The organism is Gluconobacter frateurii, from assembly GCF_002723955.1.
Lineage (GTDB): Bacteria > Pseudomonadota > Alphaproteobacteria > Acetobacterales > Acetobacteraceae > Gluconobacter > Gluconobacter frateurii.
In genome coordinates this window covers 197,897-215,998 of record NZ_BEWN01000003.1, presented here as the reverse complement: position 1 = coordinate 215,998, position 18,102 = coordinate 197,897, and the positions used below count along the sequence as shown (strand labels likewise).

Sequence of the window (18,102 nt, the reverse complement as noted above, 5' to 3'; positions counted from 1 at the left end):
GTGTCGGACGTCATATTACAGGCTAAAGAGTTGGGATATGACGGCGCGCTGGCTCTGGCGGATCTCTCCGTCAGAGCTGGCGAGCATATCGCGGTTATCGGCCCGAACGGAGCCGGAAAAAGCACTCTGTTGAAACTTTTGGCAGGCTTGCTAACACCCTCTCAGGGGCATGTTGCGCTGGTGGGTCAGCCACTCAAAAATCTTTCGCGGCGTGAGATCGCCCGTCAGATCGCGTGGTTGTCCCAGAGCGATGACGTTGCGTCCGAGTTTCTGGTGTCTGATTACATTGCGCTTGGGCGCCTCCCATTTCAGGGGACGTCCACTCATGTCGAAGATGACGTGACAATACAAAGTGCTGTTGACCATTGTAGTGTCAGTTCGCTGATGAAGCGCACCATGGGAAGCCTTTCAGGCGGGGAGCGTCAGCGGGTTATGCTGGCGCGATGTCTGGCACAGACACCCCGTATCCTGCTGCTGGATGAACCCACAAATCATCTGGACCTCGCGGCACGATCAGAGCTTCTGACTCTGTTACGAACACTCCCTATGACTATTCTGGCGGTCCTACACGATCTGTCTTTCATTCCTGACTTCGCAGCCAGAACGCTTCTTTTGAGTAATGGCCACCTGCTCATGGATGGACCGTCCCGCCAGATCTTGTTTTCAAAAATGTTTGAAGAAACGTTCAGGTTGAACACGCATCAGATTACGCTCGACGATGGGCACGTGTCGCTCCTGTTCAGGTCCGTAAAGCCTTGAAAAATTCCTTATGGGCTATGGGCCTGGGAGCGCTTTTGAGTGTTCAGAATGCTTTTTCTTACCCGATAACGATCCAGAGCTGCGGCAAGCCTGTGACGATCACCCACAGACCGACCCACGCCGTCATTCACGACGTCAACATGGCAGAAATGGCCTTTGCGCTTCACTTGCAGCCTTTCATGGCAGGGGTGACGGGCATTTCCGGCTGGAACAAGCGCACACCTGCATTTCAAAAAAAACTCGGCGCTCTTCCGGAGATCGCTACACATTACCCGACGCTTGAGCAGCTTCTGAATGCTGGAACGGATTTCTTCTTTGCCGGCTGGAACTACGGAATGCATGTCGGAGGAGACGTCACACCGGAAACGCTGGCCGCACAAGGGATTCCAACCCTTGTTCTCTCCGAAAGCTGCATGAGGGTGGGACAGACTTCTGGACGCCCCACGCTAGACTTACTCTATGACGATGAGGAGCGTCTGGGGCAGGTCTTTGACCGCACCGCAGAAGCCCAGAGTCTTGTAGAAGGCTGGAAAAATCGCGTTCGGGCAGTCCAGAGCCGGCTTGTTGGGCATCACCCTTTGCGCGTGTTTCTCTACGATAGCGGACGTGATCGTCCCTTTACGGCCGGGAAATATGCTCTGGCAACGGAGCTGATCTGGCTCGGAGGCGGCCAGAACATCTTCAGCGATCTACCGACAAACTGGGGTTCAGCATCTTGGGAGAATGTGGCTGTCAGAGACCCTGAGGCTATTCTCATCGTGGATTACGGCAGTGGCATTTCAGAGAGCCTGGCGTTTCTGCGGAGCCATCCTCTTCTGATCGAGAATGCTGCCCTAAAAGCCAATCGCATTCTGGCAGTACGCTATGATGAGATGACGCCGTCTCCGGCCAACATTGATGCAATCGAAAAAATATCTGTATTTCTGCATCCAGAGACCAAACCGTGATCCGGCAGATCAGTCTTTATGTTGCCATCCCCGTCATTGTGGGGCTGGGTGTGCTCGAAACTGTGCTTGGCAGCGCTTCCATGTCCTGGGGAGCACTGAAGACAGGTTTCTGGGCTGGCCCGCATAGTCATGATATCGCCGCTCGTATTCTCTGGTCTCTGCGAATACCCCGATTTTTTCTTGCCTTCCTGACCGGCGCTACTCTGGCCGGCGCAGGGGCTCTTCTTCAGGCTGCCACCCGCAATCCTCTGGCAGATCCCTTTCTCTTCGGCCTGTCTTCCGGGGCCGCGACAGGGGCCGTCGCAGTCATTGTACTCTGTGGCGATCTATTGGGGATCTGGACGGCTGCTGTGGGTGCCTCAGTGGGAGCTTTCCTCGCAACAGGCGCACTGCTTCTTTTGATTGTGTTCAGACGAAAGAACAACCTTGCCGTTTCGACAGAACGCGTCTTGCTGTCGGGGCTTGCTGTGTCGTTTATTTTTTCAACACTGACCAACCTCCTGATCTTCTGGGGGGATCGAAATACGGCGCAGTCGGTTCTGTTCTGGACAATGGGAAGTTTTTCAGGAGCGTCCTGGTCAGCGCTTCCTGTTGTCGGTCTTGGCTTCCTGCCGGTATTGTTGGGTGGCCTTGCCTATCGAAGAGAACTTGATGCCTTGATGGCCGGCGAAGAGACGGCCGCTTCTCTGGGGATCCATATTCAAAAGCTCAGGTTATGCGTTCTCGCGCTCTGTGCCTTTGGCTGCGCCATGACCGTCGCCCTTTGTGGCCCGATCGGTTTTGTAGGCCTGATTGTACCGCATCTTGTCCGTCCAATCTGGGGTAGCTCTTTGAAAGGGAGCTTCATGCCTGCGATGGTTGCCGGAGGCATGCTGACGGTCATGGCAGATATCCTCAGCCGCTGCGTGCTGCCGTCTCAGGAATTGCCAGTCGGGATCGTTATTTCGGCAATCGGCGCAGCGTTTCTACTGGTTCTGCTACTGCGCCGATAATGCTCTCTCAAAGAGAGACGGTGATCCCGCCATCAACATATAAGACGTGACCGTTTACAAAAGAGGATGCCGAGGATGCCAGAAAAATGCATGCTCCGGTGAGTTCTTCCAATTGACCCCAGCGTCCGGCGGGAGTGCGCTTCTCCAGCCATTGTGAGAACTCTGCATCATTGACGAGAGCGGCATTCAAAGGGGTATCAAAATACCCCGGTGCAATCGCGTTGCACTGCAGGCCATGCCTTGCCCACTCGGTGGCCATACCTTTGGTCAGATTGCCCACGGCCCCTTTGGTCGCGGTGTACGGCGAAATATTCGGGCGGGCGAGGGCTGTCTGTACACTCGCAACATTGATGATCTTACCACTCTTCCGGCCCAGCATGTGCTTTGCAACAGCCTGACCAACATTGAAGATGGAGGTCAGATTTGTCTGGAGAACCTTCTGGAACATCTCCGGTGGGAAATCCTCCAGCGGCGCACGGTACTGCATTCCGGCATTGTTGACGAGAATGTCGATCGGGCCAGTTTCCGCTTCAAAGCGATCAATGGCAGCCTTAACGGCAGCATGATCTGTCACATCAAAAGGTAGCGTTTTCACTCCACCCAATTTTTCAGCCGCAGCGGTCAGTTTTTGAGGGTCCCGACCATTGAGAACAATTTCGGCTCCCGCTGCCTGAAGGCCCTGTGCGAGGCTGAAACCAATGCCTTGAGATGAACCCGTCACAAGGGCCCGACGGCCCGTTAGATCAAAAAGAGAGGTACTCATCGCAAAATCTTCTCCCTGTCCATGTTCATGAGAGCCGCCGTCAGATGACCAGTGACGCACCGAGACAGAATGTCAGCCCCAGAACGGCAATGATCGTTTCCAGAACCGACCATGTCTTGATCGTCTGAGGGACGGTCAGGCCCAGATATTCCTTCATCTGCCAGAAGCCGGCATCATTCATCGGACCAAAAGCAACCGAGCCCGCGCCGGTAGCAATAACCATCAGTTCAGGTGACACACCCTGTGAATGAGCAAGAATTGGTCCCGCAATACCGGAGGCCGTGCTCATGGCAACGGTGGACGAACCGCAAGCTACACGGACGATTGCTGCCAGAAGCCATGCCAGAACCAGCAGGGGCACATGCGCACTGACAGCCGCATCGGTAATGGCCTTGGAAACGCCGCTGTCGATCAGTTCGCGTCCGAAGCCAACGCCTGCACCAACTAGCAGCATGATAAGCGCAGTCGGACCAAGGCATTCATTGGTAAAGCGCAGGATCGTTTCGCGGGAAAAGCCGCGTGCCAACCCAAGCACATAAAAGGACATGACCGTTGCCAGAAGCAGTGCGATGTCAGTGTTGCCGATGAAATGCAGGAACGTGTTGAGCGTGCCCTTCGGCGTCGTGAAAAGGTCTGCTGCCGATCCGATCAGCATAAGAATGACCGGGCAGGTGATGGTAAGAACCGTGATGGTGAACCCAGGCAGGTCAGTAGGAATTTCACGTCGGACAAACTGTTCTGCCAAAGCGTTCTTTTCGGTAATTGCTACCCGCGGGCTGATGAACCGCGCAAAAAGTGGGCCGGCAATAGCGGCGATAGGTGTTCCCAGGAGAACACCCCAGAAAATCGTCGTTCCTGTGTTCGCATGATAGGCGGAGAGCGCCAGAAGTGTAGCGGGGTGCGGGGGGATCATGGCGTGCGTGACAGACAACGCCGCCCCCATTGGAAGTGCAACCCGAAGGATGGACGTATCGGTTCGCGCAGCCAGCACAAAGGCCAGTGGGAACAGCAGAACAACGCCAACTTCGAAGAAGACCGGCAACCCGACCAATAGCCCGATGACCATCATGGCCCAGTCAATCCTCTGCCGGCCGGCCCGTTCGGAAATGGTGAGAGCAATGCGGTCTGCACCGCCAGACTCTGCAAGCATTTTTCCAAGCATGGTGCCCAGAGCGATGATGGTGCCAACGTGACCCAGCACATGCCCCGCACCAGCTTCAAAGGAGGCCACAACCTGATTGGGAGGCATTCCAGCGCATAGGGCGAGGAGAAGTGAAACGCTAAAGAGAACGATAAAGGGATTCAGACGAAAACGGGCAATAAGGACGACCACAGCAATGATTGCGGCTGTCGCCAGCAGAATGGCAAAGGTTGTTGTCATATGGAACGCAGCCCTGTCAGAACGAGAAAGAGGTTCAGAAACGAGAGTAAAAGAACAGCGAAATCAGATCTCCCGAACATTGCCAGCATCATTCTCAGACCCATACGCCCAATACCTGAAAATTCTGCTGTAAAGTCTGCGTCATGAACGCCGTAGAGGCCTGAACACGGCTTTCTCAATGACGGAAGAGTGGAAGGCGGGAAATATGGAAGAGGCGAGTTTTCTCAAATTCTTCCTGCATTTCTCTTCATTTATTTCGTCAGTCGGGAAAACCTGACGATGACAGGATTTTGAACGCAACATACGCGATTACCCGGCGTCAGGACTCTGAAGAAGCCAACATCATGCCGTGCTATTGGTTATTCCATGTTACCCTCAAGGGCCCGGAACCTTAGCTTTCAAGGACAATGACCATGATCCCATTTTCTGTTCTTGATCTGTCGATCATTACGCAGGGTTCTGGTCCACGGGAGGCGTTCCGCCATTCGATAGATTTTGCAAAACGTGCTGAAAGTCTCGGCTTCCATCGATACTGGCTGGCCGAGCATCATGCGATGCCGGGAATTGCATCTGCTGCGACCGCTGTTCTGATCGGGCAGGTTGCAGGCGCGACCACCCGCATCAGGGTAGGATCGGGCGGCATCATGCTTCCCAACCATTCTCCACTTGTTATTGCCGAACAATTCGGAACGCTGGAAACGCTGTTTCCCGGACGGATAGATCTTGGGCTGGGCCGCGCCCCCGGTGCCGATCAGAAGACCGCTCGTGCTTTGCGTCGTGATCCTGCTGCCCCTGATCGTTTCCCCGAAGATGTCGTGGAACTGCTGCACTATTTTGAGCCTGCCACTGACGACGATACTCATCTGATAAAGGCGGTCCCGGGTATGGGCCTGCGTGTCCCCGTCTGGATTTTGGGCTCTTCGTTGTTTTCCGCAGTTCTGGCAGCGCAACTGGGGCTCCCATATGCGTTTGCTTCCCACTTTGCGCCGGCACAGATGGAAGAGGCCATTACGCTTTATCGCTCACGTTTCGTGCCTTCAGAACGCTGTGCCAAACCCCATGTAATGCTAACAGTAAACGTCATCGCCGCTGATGAAGAAGCCGAAGGGAAGCGCCTTGCTACGTCGCTTTATCAATACTTCATGGCACTAAGGCGCGGACGGCCGATGGCGTTTCCTCCGCCCGTCAGCAATGTTCTGTCCCTCTGGTCTGCTGAAGAGCAGATCATGCTTGAACAGACATTATCCTACACCTTTGCAGGCTCAAGGGAGACCGTCTCTGAGCAGATCCAGGCGTTTGTAAACCGCCACAGACCTGATGAACTCATGATCGCTGTCCCTGTTCATGACCATGACAGCCGTTGCCGCTCGCTGGAGTTGGCTGCCAAAATCAAATCCGAGATTTCAGTCTGACAGCCCTGATAGCTGACGTGTGATATCCTTTTGAATTTGCAGGAAGAGATCACGTTGTGCATGGCTTCCCCCAATATCCTGAAGGTGAGGGAGCGCCGTTTCAAAATATCCCTGAGCCGTAAGGGGATCATGGCCCAGATAAGCCTTCAAGCCACGCGCCAGTGGAATACCGACAAGATCCCAGGCCCGCTGATCGGGAAGGTTCTTGCCCGAGAGATTTTCAATGCGCTGGAGCAGATGCTCTCCTTCCGGCCTGCCAGCTTTCAGCAGGCCATAGAGATACTGCAAACTCAGGAAGGGCTGGCTAACATCGTCCTGTCGGGGAGCAAGCCAGTCTGCGAGATCTGCCCAACGTTGTCCCACATCTGCATCTGCAAGCTCAAGTCGCACGAGCAGGGACACCGCGCCCACCTGATCCTGTGAAAAACTGCGCTCTCTGCTCCAGCAGTGCTCATCATAGATCTTAAGCGCGTCTGTTACTCGGTTCTGAGCCAGATAGAACAGGGCGAGATGCCACCAGAGATGCGTGTACATGAAAGACGTCAGGCGTTCCCAGCCTGCTGATCGGGCTTCCAGAAACGCGATACCTTCCTCGATCCGCCCTTGCGTCAGGAACACATGCGCCAGTGCGTGTTGCGCCCAAGGCTCGGACGGGTCCATTTCAAGTGCGCGTCGGGCCGACCCTTCAGCCGCGTCCAGGTCATGACACTGCTCGAAACCGAACGCGAGCATTCCATGCAGCGCGGCCACATCTCCGGCAGCCTCCTCGCTGTTCTGGGCGATAGCCAGCATGTCCGTGAAGCGCCCACGAATGAAATCATGATATTGCCGGAGCTTCAGCGTTACCAAGTCGCGTGGCCACTGCGACAGAATGATATCCGTCAGTTCGACAATCTGGTCTGGATCTTCTGCAATGGATGCTTCCAGCACGGCGAAAAGCAGTTTTTCCCGCGGCAGGGCCTGATCATACGAAGCTTTTGCCCGGTCTCGATAGCGAAGCGCTTCGGCAGGAATATCTCCAGTTTCAGACAGCATCCAGAGAAGCCCGGCATAGGTGTTCGCCAGACAATCATCGGATTGATCTGCAATACCAAGGATTTCCACCAGTCTGAGATCATAGCCTAGATAGCCGAGGATAAAGGCGTTGATCCCTTGCAGCGTCTTCTCATCGGTTGTCGAAACTTCGTTCCCGAGAGCGTCCTGACTCATGAATGCGTATCCTGCCCAGAGGAGAGGCGGTTGAGGGCACTTTCGATGACGTGGTTCACGATGGCAGGTTGCTCCAGCATGATCTGATGCCCGCAATCGGAAAGGACATCGAGAGAGCTTGCCGGAATAAGGTCATGAATTTTCTGTATTTCTGCGAGAGGGACAATACCGTCGTCCTGTCCCGCGAGAATATGCACGGGCTTTCCGAACTGTCGCAAAATCTGGGTATCAATGGGTTGGGCACCTGAGCGGACCGCATTGATCATGAACAGGCTGTTCCGTTTCGTTGCCTTGCGTTCGGCCTTCAAAATGGCCGGATCAACATTTGGCCCCCACGCCAGAGCTTCAAAGCGCTTCTGCAGGAAAGGTCGTGCGAAAGAGGCCAGCCAGAAGGGCAGCCGGTCCATCCAATTCCCAAACATCGGCCCTTTAAGGGACGGCGTGAGAGACGCTGGCCCGAGAAGGATGAGTTCATCGACAGGGACAGTCTTTCCAGCCTGGAGCAGACCCGCAATCCATTCCAGCGTCACTCGGCAACCGAATGAATGAGCCACCAGAATGCGTTTTGAAGACGGGTGATCCTTCAGGATCGTAGCGAGATCCTCAACCACATAGGTGCTGAGGAAAGCCTGCTCATGCTGGGAGCGCGCACTCTCGCCATGACCGTACGCATCCCACGCAACAAGATTGACGTTTTCCTGAGAAAAACGCTCCCATTGCAACCGCCATTGCTGCCGGTTTCCTCCTAGCCCATGAACAAAGACCAGCGTCGTGTCACTGCCTTTTTCAAGCGTGGAAAGTGCCAGACGACGCCCCGGAACACGGAAGAAAGCCGTAGGCGCAGGAAGAACATCAGCCATGATTCGCATTTCCCTGTTTCAGGGCACCAAACCGTTCGCTCCATGTCGGAAGGAACGGCTCTCCCGGCAAGGGCGAGGCTTCATAGACACCCCGGGCAATGGCGCGGGCCGTGACCTGCGTCGCTGCGTGCAGAATTTCCGTCCATACTTCTACAGACGCTGGCGCTGGCGCATGGCCCGTTGAGACACCGAAGACCGCATCGCCATCCTGCGGCAGATGAGCTGGAAAGACCCCGCGCGCGATGCCATCTTGCGCCAGAATGGCAAGACGCTTGGCCTCAGCTTTTGTCAAAATCGCATCGGTAGCGATGACACCGATCGTCGTTCCCGCCACATAGTTCGGCTTCATGCGCAAACGAAGATCATTTTCTGTCAGGCGTGATGGAAAGCCTAAGCCGCCGAATTCATTATCCTGCTCAAAAGGGGCGCTCCAAAAATGTGGTCCATCGCCGATTGTCGCCGTCCCGACCGCATTGACCACCATCAGGGCAGCAACGGTATGGCCTGAAGGCGTCATTGCGCTCGCAGACCCCAGACCACCCCTTAGCGGCGTGGTGGTCGCCCCGGTTCCGGCTCCTGTGGTTCCAAGTGCAAAATCGCCATTTTGTGCGGCTTGAGCGGCCTGATAGCCCAGTTCTGCATAGGGGGAGTACCGGCCCCAGTCTTTGTCACCGCCATTCACGAGATCAAACAGGCTTGCCTGAACAACGATGGGCACGCGGACCTGTTTTTCGGGGATGGGCAGATGTGCCGCCTGTTCCCGTAACCAGGCCTGCACACCCGAAGTCGCATCCAGGCCGTAGGTAGATCCGCCTGACAGCACGACCGCATCAATGCCACTCACGATCATTTCCGGTTCCAGTAATGCACTTTCCCGCAATGCCGGGGCACCTCCCGGAAAGCTTCCGGATGCGACTGCTGGCTGATCAAAAAGCAGGGCTGTCACCCCCGTTCTCTGGTCAAGGTTCTGAACATTACCGACGCGGATGCCCGGCACGTCTGTAATAAGGTTATTGCGTGGTCTGGAAATCATGATTGGCGTCGTTTCAAAGGCTGGCGTCAATAAGGTCTTGGGTGGCGGCATGCTGAGGATGATCCATCACTGACAGGGTAGGACCGGTTTCCACAATCTTGCCCTCGTCAAGGACGGCAACACGATGGGAAATATGGCGGATAACTGCCAGATCGTGACTAACAAAAATATAGGAAAGGCCATGCCGCTTCTGAAGGTCCAGCAGCAGGTTCAGAACCACAGCTTGCGTCGAGACATCCAAAGCGGAGACTGCCTCATCTGCGACAATGACTGAGGGACGTGTCACGAGGGCACGGGCGATGGCAATCCGCTGTCTCTGGCCACCGGAGAACATCCTCGGGTACCGATCGGCAGCATCCTGAGGAAGAGCAACATCTGCCAGCGCCTCAAGAACCCGACGTTCTTTTTCGTCGTTGCTCAGGGCCATCTGATGGAGCGGCTCTTTCACAATCTGCCGCACGGTCTGGCGAGGATCGAGCGCCCCCTGAGGGTCCTGGAAAATCATCTGAATGCTGGGCCGGATGTCTTTCCTGACCTGCCTGTTAGCATCGCGCAGATCCTGACCCTGAAACAGGATCTTACCCTTTTCCGGCCTTATAAGCCCGGTCAGAATACGGGAGAGGGTGGATTTTCCACTGCCGGAAGACCCGACGATGCCCAATGTTTCGCGCTCAGCCACATGAAGGCTGACGTCCTGCAGAACTGTTTTTTTGCGAGAACCGAAAACAGAAGAGCCACGTTCGGGCACGCTGTATGCGATGTTCTTTGCTTCCAGTAGAGCACTCATCGCTGAACGCCTTTAGAAACATCCGTGGGAACAGGAATACGGGTCAAAGGAGGATGGCTGGTCCCATGCAGGGACATGCTGAGAAGCGCACGCGTGTAGGGATGTCGGGGGGCATCAAATAGCTGTTCTGTCTCGTTGCTTTCAACGAGATAGCCTTGCTGAAGAACCAGAACGCGCTGCGCCTGACGCCTGATGACACCGAGGTCATGAGAAATCATCAGAACACCCATCTCATGTTCGACCGCAAGCTCCTTCACAAGATCCATCATCTCTGCCTGCGTCCTGCTATCGAGCGCGGTCGTGAATTCGTCGGCAATGAGAAGGGCAGGTTTGCAGGCAATTGCCATTGCCAGAAGAACACGCTGACGTTGCCCACCTGACAGTGCGTGTGGATAGGCTTGTGCCGACACGCCAGCGCGACGCAGGCCAACACGATCCAGCAACTGCTGGACATGCGGCGCAATGTCGCGCGATGGAACCGCGCCGTGAAGTCTGAGCGTATCACTGATCTGTTTGCCAATACGGCGGATCGGGTTAAGCGCGGTCATGGGCTCCTGAAACACCATGGCGATGCGACAACCACGGAGATCACGAAATGCGCTCTCGGGCAGGGTGGTAAGATCCTTCCCTTCAAAAATAATCTGTCCGCAGGTTTTGAAACCGTTTGGAAGCAGCCCCATCAGCGCACGGGCCAGCGTCGATTTTCCGGACCCGGATTCACCCGTCACAGCGACTGTCTCGCCAGGGCTTACCGTAAAGGAAATGGGATGAAGAATGGGCTTCGCACTTGCCAGAACCGACAGATCCCGAACAGAAAGGCATGCTGTCATGACAGGCTCTCCTCGTTACGGGCAAAGGGGCGCTCAAGAAGGTCCCTCAGACCGTCTCCAAGGAGGTTGAAGCCGAGAACGAGCACCATGACCGTGACACCGGGCGCAGCAACCAGAAAGGGATGATCAAAAATGTGGATCTGATAGGACGCCAAAGCCCGTCCCAGATCCGGCTGCGGCGGAGGAGCGCCGAGACCCAGATAGGACAGACCTGCTTCAGACAGGATAGCTAGAGCCAGGGACGTCGAGGCATGAACAATCAGGATCGGCGCGATGTTGGGAAGAACATGGCGGATTGTCACAGCGACGGAGCCAAAGCCCGCCATGCGCGCGGCGGAGATGTAATCCAGCACAAGGATGGACTGCGCGGCCTGCTTCGTAATGCGGATCTGTGCGGGAATACCGAACAGAGCGATCGCCAGAATCTCACCTGTCGCAGAGGCGCCCTGTGCGGTCACGAGCATGGCCGCGATAAGAATAGGGGGGAATGCCAAGCCAAGATCGGCAGCGCTCATCACGGCCCAGCCTCGTTTTCCACCGTTCGCGCCAACCAGTCCGAGAATGGTTCCGATAACCGTCGCAAGTGCGACGGAAAGCACTGCAATCGCCGTCGTATTGAACGCGCCGGTCAGAACATAGCTGGCAAGGTCTCGTCCGAAGGGATCGGTTCCCAGAGGGTGGGTCAGAGAGGGCGGAGCATAACGGTTCGGAATATCGATGAACGGTGCATGACCGCCGTGCCAGATCCAGACAATCGTTGCCGGAATCAGGCACCCAAGAAGCAGGACACTCCCGGCGAGCAGGCTCTTTGGAGCGCGATGCAACGTCATGTGTTGCCTCCTGCCAAGCGCGGGTCCAGCCAGCGGATGATAACCGAAAGACCCAGGTTCAACAGCAGCACGCCAGCGACAATCAGCATGACAAGGTTCTGCACAACCGGAATATCCCGCTGATTGACGGCTTCCAGAAGCAGCTTTCCGCAGCCGGGAATGTTGAACACATTTTCAACAATGATCGAGCCTGTTACAAGAACAGGAAGCTGAATTCCGATCAACGTCAGAACCGGGATAACCGCATTCGGGATTGCAACCTGCCACAGCATACCTTGGCGACTATAACCCTGGGCACGAGCAGTGCGGATGAAGTCCTGTTCCAGTGTATCGATCAGGGATGATCGCATAAACCGGGCGATGATCGCAGCCTGTGGAATGGCGAGAGCAATTGCTGGCAGGGTGAGGGCACGAAGGCCGGAAATAACGCCATTGTTCCAACCACTGAACCCACCAGCGGGAAACCAGTGCAGGGTCAAAGAAAAAAGAAACGTCATCATCATGGCCAGCCAGAAATCCGGAATGGATTTCAGGAGCTGGAGTGTTGCCATGAGTGTCAGATCCAGCCGTTTTCCACGGTTGGTTGCTGCAACAGCTCCAACCGGAAGGCCGATCAGAAGCGCCAGAATGGTCGCAAGGATGATGAGAGGCAAAGTGCTTTGAAAGCGCTCAAGGATCAGACCAGAAACCGGTACGTCATAGACGTAACTCGTTCCTGCGTTTCCACGGAAAAGGCCGAAGATCCAGCGAAAATAGCGGGTGATGGGAGACGCATCGAGGCCAAGCTGATGGTGAAGAGCAGCAATACTTTCAGGGCTGGCGTCCAGACCCAGCATCACAGTCGCGGGATCACCCGGAAGGACGCTGAGGAGGGCGAAAACAATCACACTGGCAATCGCCAGTACGGCGAGCCGTCCAAAAATGGTTTGAGCAAGACCAATCATCATGGTTCCCAGGAAACATCACCCATGGGGCAAGCGGCGATCTGCTGATCTGTCCAGAGACCTAAGATGTGACTGTTCATGACCGTGTCCCGCGGGCGGGAGTACAGGAAAACATTGGGTTCATCCTGTGCAAGACGGTCCTGCATGGCAACTGACAAACGATGTCTCTCTTCGGGATTTTCCGTCGCCTCATACTGTTCGAAGAGGCTGTGGAACTCCGGACTCTTGTAGTGGAAGTATATGGCCTCCCGATCATAGATACCGATGTCATGGGGCTCCGTATGGGCAATGACCGTCATGTCGAACTTACCCTTTCCGAAGACCTGACCCAGCCAGGCTGGCCATTCAAGCGGCTGTAACGTCACGATCAGCCCGACCTGTTCGAGATACGCGGCGACGATTTCACTGGTATCACGCGCATAAGTGATGGGCGGATAGGAGAGGGTGAGCTGCGTCCCCGGCCGTATACCCGCTTCCTTCAGAAGCGCGCGTGCTCTTTCAGGATTGTAAGGATAACGGTCAGGTAGCGCTGCATAATCCGGATCATTAGGCGCCATATGTGATTGCAGAACCGTGCCTTCACCGTCTGCCCCTGCCTGAACAAGGGCCTTGCGATCAATGGCGTAGGCAACTGCCTGACGGACCCGGATGTCGTTAAAGGGCCGGCGGGCGTTGTTCAGAGCCAGAATGGCCTTGAACGGAAATGTGCCGCGAACGATCCGGATACTCGGATGATCGATAAAACGGCTCAGAACCTCTGGTGCGGGAAAAGACGGATAGGCATCCAGTTCTCCGGCGAGAAGGGCATTACTCGCAGCCAGCGGGTCAGGCATGAACCGGAATATCACCGTCTTTAAAAGCGGGGCTTTGCCCCAGTAATCCGGATTTCGGGACAGGGTGACATGATCTCCCCGTTGCCATTCCTGAAACTGGAACGGACCGGTTCCAATCGGGTGGCTGACGTTTTTGTCTGCCGATGCCGGTGAGAGAATGGAAGCGTCATTCCATGCCAGCTCATAGGTAAAGCTGCCATGAGGCTTCTTCAGCGTGACGTCCGCATGTGATGCATCCGGGCAGGCAACGTCCACAATATTCGTGAAGAAACTGCGATCCGGGTTGGTGCTTGTGGATGCGCCCGCACGAAGAAGCGAAAAGCGGACATTCTCGCAGGTTAAGAGGGACCCATCGTGAAAATGAACATTATCCTGCAAGGTGAAGTGATAGACGCGCCCGTCGTCGGAGACAGTCCATTCACGGGCGAGGAGTGGTTGCACATGCCCCTCCCGGTCCAGGCGGGTCAGGCCCTCGTAGATATTGTTATATGTGATCGTACCCACCGCCTCACTCGGTGTGCGGGTTGGGTCCAGGCCGGGCGGCTCGATGGAAACACCGATGCTCATGGTTTCTCGCGGATCAGCTGAGGCTGATGATACAAATCTTAGGCCCGCTACGGCCAACAGAACGCAGGCTGATTTCATGGGGTCTCGCCGGGTGCCGGGCGCTTCAGGCCCAGATGCTCGCGCAGGGTCGAGCCCTCATAAGCCGTGCGGAAGAGACCGCGACGCTGTAGCTCAGGCACGACATGATCCACGAAGATCTCCAGACTCTGCGGCAGGATCGGCGGCATCACGTTGAAGCCATCAGCTGCACCCTCCACAAACCACTCTTCAAGCTGATCCGCAATCTCCTTCGGGCCACCATAAATGGACCAGTGCCCGCGTGCACCGCTGACTTCCAGATACAGGTCACGCAATGTCATGTTCCGGCGCTTTGCCATCTCGACCAGAAGCGTCTGCCGGCTGCGATTTCCATTGAAGTCGGCCGGAGCGTCCGGGAGCGGGCCATCAAGAGGCAATCCGCGAAGATCAGTGCCAGTCATGCCACCCAAAAGAAATAGTCCGACATCCGGATGTGTCAGATCATCGAGCTGTGCCCGCAGATCTTCCGCTTCCATCTGTGTACGTCCCACGAGCGGGTAGACGCCGGGCATGACCTTCAGGGATGCCGGATCTCGGCCAATGTTCCGCATACGACGATGCAGATCGAGGCGGAATGCCTTTGCTTCTTCAAGGGTCTGCTGGGCCGTGAAGACCATTTCAGCGGTCTCCGCGGCAAGCTGACGGCCCGGCTCGGAAGATCCAGCCTGAACGAGCACAGGCCTACCTTGCGGAGAGCGGGGAATATCGATCTGCCCTGCAGCTGAAAGGAATTCCCCCTTGAACTCGAAGGGACGTCTGCCTTGTGGCTTAAAAAACTCTCCGCTGTCCGTGTCGCGCAGGAAAGCGTCATCGTCCCAGCTATCCCAGAAATTCTGCACGATTTGAGCAAATTCGCGCGCCTGCCGATAGCGATCTGCGTGAGGGACGTGGCTTGGGCGGCCGTAATGGATGGACTCTTTGACGTTAGCGGTTGTGACAAGATTCCATCCCGCACGGCCGCCACTGATCTGGTCCAGAGACAAAAACTGTCGGGCCAGATGATAGGGTACGGAATAGGTTGTACTGACCGTACCGATCAGCCCAATCTTGTTGGTGGTGGCTGCGAGAGCAGAAAGAAGCGTCAGAGGCTCAAAGGACGCGGCATAGGTCATGCGGCGGAAACCATCGAGGGTGGCTTCGTCGATGGAGCTTGTAAAATCAGCAATAAATACTGCATCGAAGAGCCCACTCTCGGCAAGGCGCGCCTGTTCGAGCTGCCGCTGAAAGTTGCTGCCAGCGTCCGGGGCCGAACCAGGATGGCGCCAGGCTGCCGCATGATGGCCGGTTGGGAGAAGGAATGCGGCGAGTTTCATCTGGGGAGCCATGGACGTTCGATCTCTTGCTTTGTCACGATCAGAAACACAAAAAAATGTTGCGTTCACAGCATAACCTGTTGTGAATCGTTTTTCTATCCCTTAAACGCAAATAGATAGTTGTTTTATATAACAACGATAAATATTAGTTATTAGGCGGAACCGATGCACGACGTTCACACTGCTCCGTACCGCAGAAATGCCCTCCTTGTCCGTGGGCGGGTTGCCCTTATCTCCAGTGTAGCACTGCTGCCATTCTGGAATGTTGCGGCAGCTGCGGAGGATAGCGCTCCAGCCAAAAAGCCCGCGCAGATTAGCACGCGAAAAGGGGAGACGCTTCCCTCCAAAACCGCTCATGTGCGCCCGGCACCAAAAACCCAGGATCACGAAGCCTCACGTGTAGAAAATGTGGTCGTGACATCTGAACGACGTGCAGACAGTCCGCAGAATATCGGAACGTCCATCAGCGTCGTTTCCGCCAAGATGCTGGAAAATCGGAACATCAACAATGTGTTCGATCTTCAGTATGCTACCCCGTCGCTTCAGATCCAGCCGTCTTATGGGAGCGGCCAATATACTTATACGATCCGAGGCGTCGGATTTAACAACTATGCCAGCAACAACTCCCCGACTGTTGGCATCTATATCGATGAAGTCGCCAATCCTGTTCCGTTCGGCATTAACGGGATGATGTTTGACATGCAGCGCGTTGAAGTCCTGCGCGGACCTCAGGGCACGCTTTATGGACGTAACACGACGGGCGGGGCGATCAACTACATCACGAACAAGCCAACCGATAAGCTGGCAGGGGGCGTGGCTGTTCAGTATGGTCGCTTCGACAGCGGCAAAATTGACGGTTATATTTCCGGCCCAATCAACGACAAACTCAAGTTCCGCCTGTCTGGAGAAACCCAGCAGGGCGGCGCATGGCAGTATAATCCGGAAGCGAAGGCCCATCTCGGTAATGTTGACCGGGGCGCTGCACGACTTTTGGTCGATTATGCGCCGTCAGAGAGCTGGAAACTGGAGTGGAACCTGCATGGAAGTCGGGACCGGTCTGACGGAACGGGTGTGTACGCCTGGGAGCCGATTACCAGCCTGAGTTCCACCAATCCCATGCCCGCATCCAGCAGCCGCTATAATACGCGTTGGGGAACGTCCGAGCAGTTTGCCAAGGAAACGGGTCTAACGCCAGATCAGAAGCCGTACAGCCACATCGATACGGGTGGTAGCAGCCTGCGGGTAGAGAAGCATCTTCGTGATTTCACCATCACGAATCTCGCCAGTTACGACTACATGCAGCGTGATGAATATGACAACTTCGATGACTCATCGTTGTCGCTGGCAGACGTAAAGTTCAACACACGTGCAAACGTCGTAGCTGACGAACTTCGGTTCTCATCCAACACATCGGGGCGGCTACACTGGATCGGCGGCATTTATTACGGTCACCAATGGTTGAATGACCGATACCAGTCAGGATTTCAGGCACTATACAACACGGACGGGGACGTTCGTTACTCTCAGACGGTCAATACCATCAGTGGCTTCGGTCAGGTGACATACGATCTGACACCCAAACTGCAACTTGTGGGCGGAATTCGACTGGAGCATGAAAAACGTACTCTGGACAACGTTTATGCGCATTATCTTGTCGGCGGAGTGGTTACCAACCCACAGAATTCCATCGCCCAGCAGTCTCAGTCCTATACGTTGCCGTCTGCAAAATTCAGCATTCAGTACCATCCGTTCAGCCATGACATGACGTATTTCACCTTCAGCAAAGGTGTGAAATCCGGTGGCTTCACGGTGTACAACTCATCTGACGTCACGCAGATGACCAATCCCTTCAAGCCCGAGCAGCTTTATTCTTTCGAAGTCGGAAACAAGCTGATCCTGCCAAGGTATAACCTGCGGGTGAATGCTGACTTCTTCTACTATGACTATTTTGACCGTCAGGTTCAGTCCATCGCCTACAGCCCGACGACGGGCTCTGCGATTGGTCTGTTCGTAAACGCACCGCGCTCCCACATGTTCGGTGGCGAGTACGAGATCGAATGGTCCCCGATCCCCGGACTGCATGTGGCGCAATCCGGAGCCTATGTTGAGGGCGCGTACGACAAGTTCAGTGCTGTCACGAGTTCAAAGCAGGTCAATGGCGTATGGGTCGGCGTGACGCAGGACGTTTCTGGGCGTGGTATCGAAGTGCCGCATTTCACGGCCAACGGTTCCGTCGATTATACGTGGCGCGTCGGGAAATATGATCTTGTATCCGGTGTGGATTACAGCCTTCGCACCACAAGCACGGCTCTGAACTCCGCCAATACCATTCCGGGGTACACATTGTGGGGCGGATATATTTCCTTCGCACCGCATAAGGGACACTGGAAAATTGAGGGCATTGGCCGCAACATTACTGACAAGCACTACGACGTGACGCGGGGTTACTTTGTAGGCGGCGACAACATTGCTGTCGCTGGCCGTCCGGCAACCTGGGAAGTCCGCGTTCGCGCAGACTTCTGAGTTGAAAAGGGATGGCGATAAAAGCCATCCCTTGTTGGCGT

General features: G+C 55.5%; 16 protein-coding genes. 5 read left to right on the top strand and 11 right to left on the bottom strand.

Features of this window, described 5'->3' with window-relative positions:
- Genes GFR01_RS09755 through GFR01_RS09745 form a run of 3 tightly spaced genes read left to right on the top strand, consistent with a single transcriptional unit; the run spans position 1 to position 2,698 of the window.
- Complete coding sequence (locus GFR01_RS09755) at positions 1-759, top strand: ABC transporter ATP-binding protein (RefSeq protein WP_099182295.1); 759 nt, start codon at positions 1-3, stop codon at positions 757-759.
- 35 nt (positions 760-794) lie between these two features.
- On the top strand, positions 795-1,706 hold the full coding sequence (locus GFR01_RS09750; RefSeq protein ID WP_240284010.1) for an ABC transporter substrate-binding protein: 912 nt from the start codon (positions 795-797) through the stop codon (positions 1,704-1,706).
- Positions 1,703-2,698 (top strand): FecCD family ABC transporter permease, encoded by a 996-nt coding sequence (locus GFR01_RS09745; RefSeq protein WP_099182293.1) that lies wholly within the window; start codon positions 1,703-1,705, stop codon positions 2,696-2,698. Before GFR01_RS09750 ends, GFR01_RS09745 begins: the two co-directional genes overlap by 4 nt.
- A 7-nt stretch (positions 2,699-2,705) precedes the next feature.
- Here the strand turns inward: GFR01_RS09745 and GFR01_RS09740 are convergent, their stop codons facing one another.
- Both GFR01_RS09740 and GFR01_RS09735 read right to left on the bottom strand, forming a co-directional pair.
- Positions 2,706-3,461 carry an SDR family oxidoreductase gene (locus tag GFR01_RS09740; RefSeq protein ID WP_099182481.1) on the bottom strand — a complete coding sequence of 252 codons (756 nt, stop codon included), beginning with the start codon at positions 3,459-3,461 and terminating at the stop codon, positions 2,706-2,708.
- Between the two features lie 40 nt (positions 3,462-3,501).
- Entirely contained in the window at positions 3,502-4,842 is a 1,341-nt protein-coding gene (locus tag GFR01_RS09735; protein WP_099182292.1) for a GntT/GntP/DsdX family permease, read from the bottom strand.
- Between the two features lie 413 nt (positions 4,843-5,255).
- On the opposite strand from GFR01_RS09735, the gene GFR01_RS09730 reads away from it, so the two are divergent.
- Entirely contained in the window at positions 5,256-6,254 is a 999-nt protein-coding gene (locus GFR01_RS09730; RefSeq protein ID WP_099182480.1) for an LLM class flavin-dependent oxidoreductase, read from the top strand.
- Here the strand turns inward: GFR01_RS09730 and GFR01_RS09725 are convergent.
- The 9 genes from GFR01_RS09725 to GFR01_RS09685 form a co-directional block, all read right to left on the bottom strand.
- On the bottom strand, positions 6,246-7,463 hold the full coding sequence (locus tag GFR01_RS09725; RefSeq protein ID WP_099182291.1) for a tetratricopeptide repeat protein: 1,218 nt from the start codon (positions 7,461-7,463) through the stop codon (positions 6,246-6,248). The two genes, GFR01_RS09730 and GFR01_RS09725, sit on opposite strands and share 9 nt — an antisense overlap.
- On the bottom strand, positions 7,460-8,323 hold the full coding sequence (locus GFR01_RS09720) for an alpha/beta fold hydrolase (protein ID WP_099182478.1): 864 nt from the start codon (positions 8,321-8,323) through the stop codon (positions 7,460-7,462). The genes GFR01_RS09725 and GFR01_RS09720 overlap by 4 nt, the downstream gene beginning before the upstream one ends.
- The gene (locus GFR01_RS09715) at positions 8,316-9,356 is read right to left on the bottom strand and encodes a P1 family peptidase (RefSeq protein ID WP_099182479.1); all 1,041 of its coding nucleotides are present in this window, start codon (positions 9,354-9,356) and stop codon (positions 8,316-8,318) included. The genes GFR01_RS09720 and GFR01_RS09715 overlap by 8 nt, the downstream gene beginning before the upstream one ends.
- Positions 9,357-9,369: 13 nt before the next feature.
- The gene (locus GFR01_RS09710) at positions 9,370-10,143 is read right to left on the bottom strand and encodes an ATP-binding cassette domain-containing protein (protein WP_099182290.1); all 774 of its coding nucleotides are present in this window, start codon (positions 10,141-10,143) and stop codon (positions 9,370-9,372) included.
- Positions 10,140-10,973 (bottom strand): ATP-binding cassette domain-containing protein, encoded by an 834-nt coding sequence (locus GFR01_RS09705; RefSeq protein ID WP_099182289.1) that lies wholly within the window; start codon positions 10,971-10,973, stop codon positions 10,140-10,142. Before GFR01_RS09705 ends, GFR01_RS09710 begins: the two co-directional genes overlap by 4 nt.
- The gene (locus GFR01_RS09700; protein WP_099182288.1) at positions 10,970-11,803 is read right to left on the bottom strand and encodes an ABC transporter permease; all 834 of its coding nucleotides are present in this window, start codon (positions 11,801-11,803) and stop codon (positions 10,970-10,972) included. Before GFR01_RS09700 ends, GFR01_RS09705 begins: the two co-directional genes overlap by 4 nt.
- Positions 11,800-12,750, bottom strand: coding sequence for an ABC transporter permease (locus GFR01_RS09695; RefSeq protein WP_244902236.1), 951 nt, complete (start codon positions 12,748-12,750; stop codon positions 11,800-11,802). The genes GFR01_RS09700 and GFR01_RS09695 overlap by 4 nt, the downstream gene beginning before the upstream one ends.
- The gene (locus GFR01_RS09690) at positions 12,747-14,147 is read right to left on the bottom strand and encodes an ABC transporter substrate-binding protein (protein ID WP_244902235.1); all 1,401 of its coding nucleotides are present in this window, start codon (positions 14,145-14,147) and stop codon (positions 12,747-12,749) included. Before GFR01_RS09690 ends, GFR01_RS09695 begins: the two co-directional genes overlap by 4 nt.
- A 74-nt stretch (positions 14,148-14,221) precedes the next feature.
- Positions 14,222-15,550, bottom strand: coding sequence for an LLM class flavin-dependent oxidoreductase (locus tag GFR01_RS09685; protein WP_099182285.1), 1,329 nt, complete (start codon positions 15,548-15,550; stop codon positions 14,222-14,224).
- 153 nt (positions 15,551-15,703) lie between these two features.
- Here GFR01_RS09685 and GFR01_RS09680 point away from each other — a divergent pair, with 153 nt between their 5' ends.
- Positions 15,704-18,061: a TonB-dependent receptor gene (locus GFR01_RS09680; protein WP_099182284.1), complete on the top strand. Its 2,358-nt coding sequence runs from the start codon at positions 15,704-15,706 to the stop codon at positions 18,059-18,061.
- Positions 18,062-18,102 lie beyond the last annotated feature (41 nt).

Bases quoted from the DNA above. Each gene is read 5' to 3' on its own strand.
- GFR01_RS09740 (WP_099182481.1), bottom strand. From the start codon at position 3,461: ATGAGTACCTCTCTTTTTGATCTAACGGGCCGTCGGGCCCTTGTGACG.
- GFR01_RS09735 (WP_099182292.1), bottom strand. From the start codon at position 4,842: ATGACAACAACCTTTGCCATTCTGCTGGCGACAGCCGCAATCATTGCT.
- GFR01_RS09730 (WP_099182480.1), top strand. From the start codon at position 5,256: ATGATCCCATTTTCTGTTCTTGATCTGTCGATCATTACGCAGGGTTCT.
- GFR01_RS09725 (WP_099182291.1), bottom strand. From the start codon at position 7,463: ATGAGTCAGGACGCTCTCGGGAACGAAGTTTCGACAACCGATGAGAAG.
- GFR01_RS09720 (WP_099182478.1), bottom strand. From the start codon at position 8,323: ATGGCTGATGTTCTTCCTGCGCCTACGGCTTTCTTCCGTGTTCCGGGG.
- GFR01_RS09715 (WP_099182479.1), bottom strand. From the start codon at position 9,356: ATGATTTCCAGACCACGCAATAACCTTATTACAGACGTGCCGGGCATC.
- GFR01_RS09710 (WP_099182290.1), bottom strand. From the start codon at position 10,143: ATGAGTGCTCTACTGGAAGCAAAGAACATCGCATACAGCGTGCCCGAA.
- GFR01_RS09705 (WP_099182289.1), bottom strand. From the start codon at position 10,973: ATGACAGCATGCCTTTCTGTTCGGGATCTGTCGGTTCTGGCAAGTGCG.
- GFR01_RS09700 (WP_099182288.1), bottom strand. From the start codon at position 11,803: ATGACGTTGCATCGCGCTCCAAAGAGCCTGCTCGCCGGGAGTGTCCTG.
- GFR01_RS09695 (WP_244902236.1), bottom strand. From the start codon at position 12,750: ATGATGATTGGTCTTGCTCAAACCATTTTTGGACGGCTCGCCGTACTG.
- GFR01_RS09690 (WP_244902235.1), bottom strand. From the start codon at position 14,147: ATGAGCATCGGTGTTTCCATCGAGCCGCCCGGCCTGGACCCAACCCGC.
- GFR01_RS09685 (WP_099182285.1), bottom strand. From the start codon at position 15,550: ATGGCTCCCCAGATGAAACTCGCCGCATTCCTTCTCCCAACCGGCCAT.
- GFR01_RS09680 (WP_099182284.1), top strand. From the start codon at position 15,704: ATGCACGACGTTCACACTGCTCCGTACCGCAGAAATGCCCTCCTTGTC.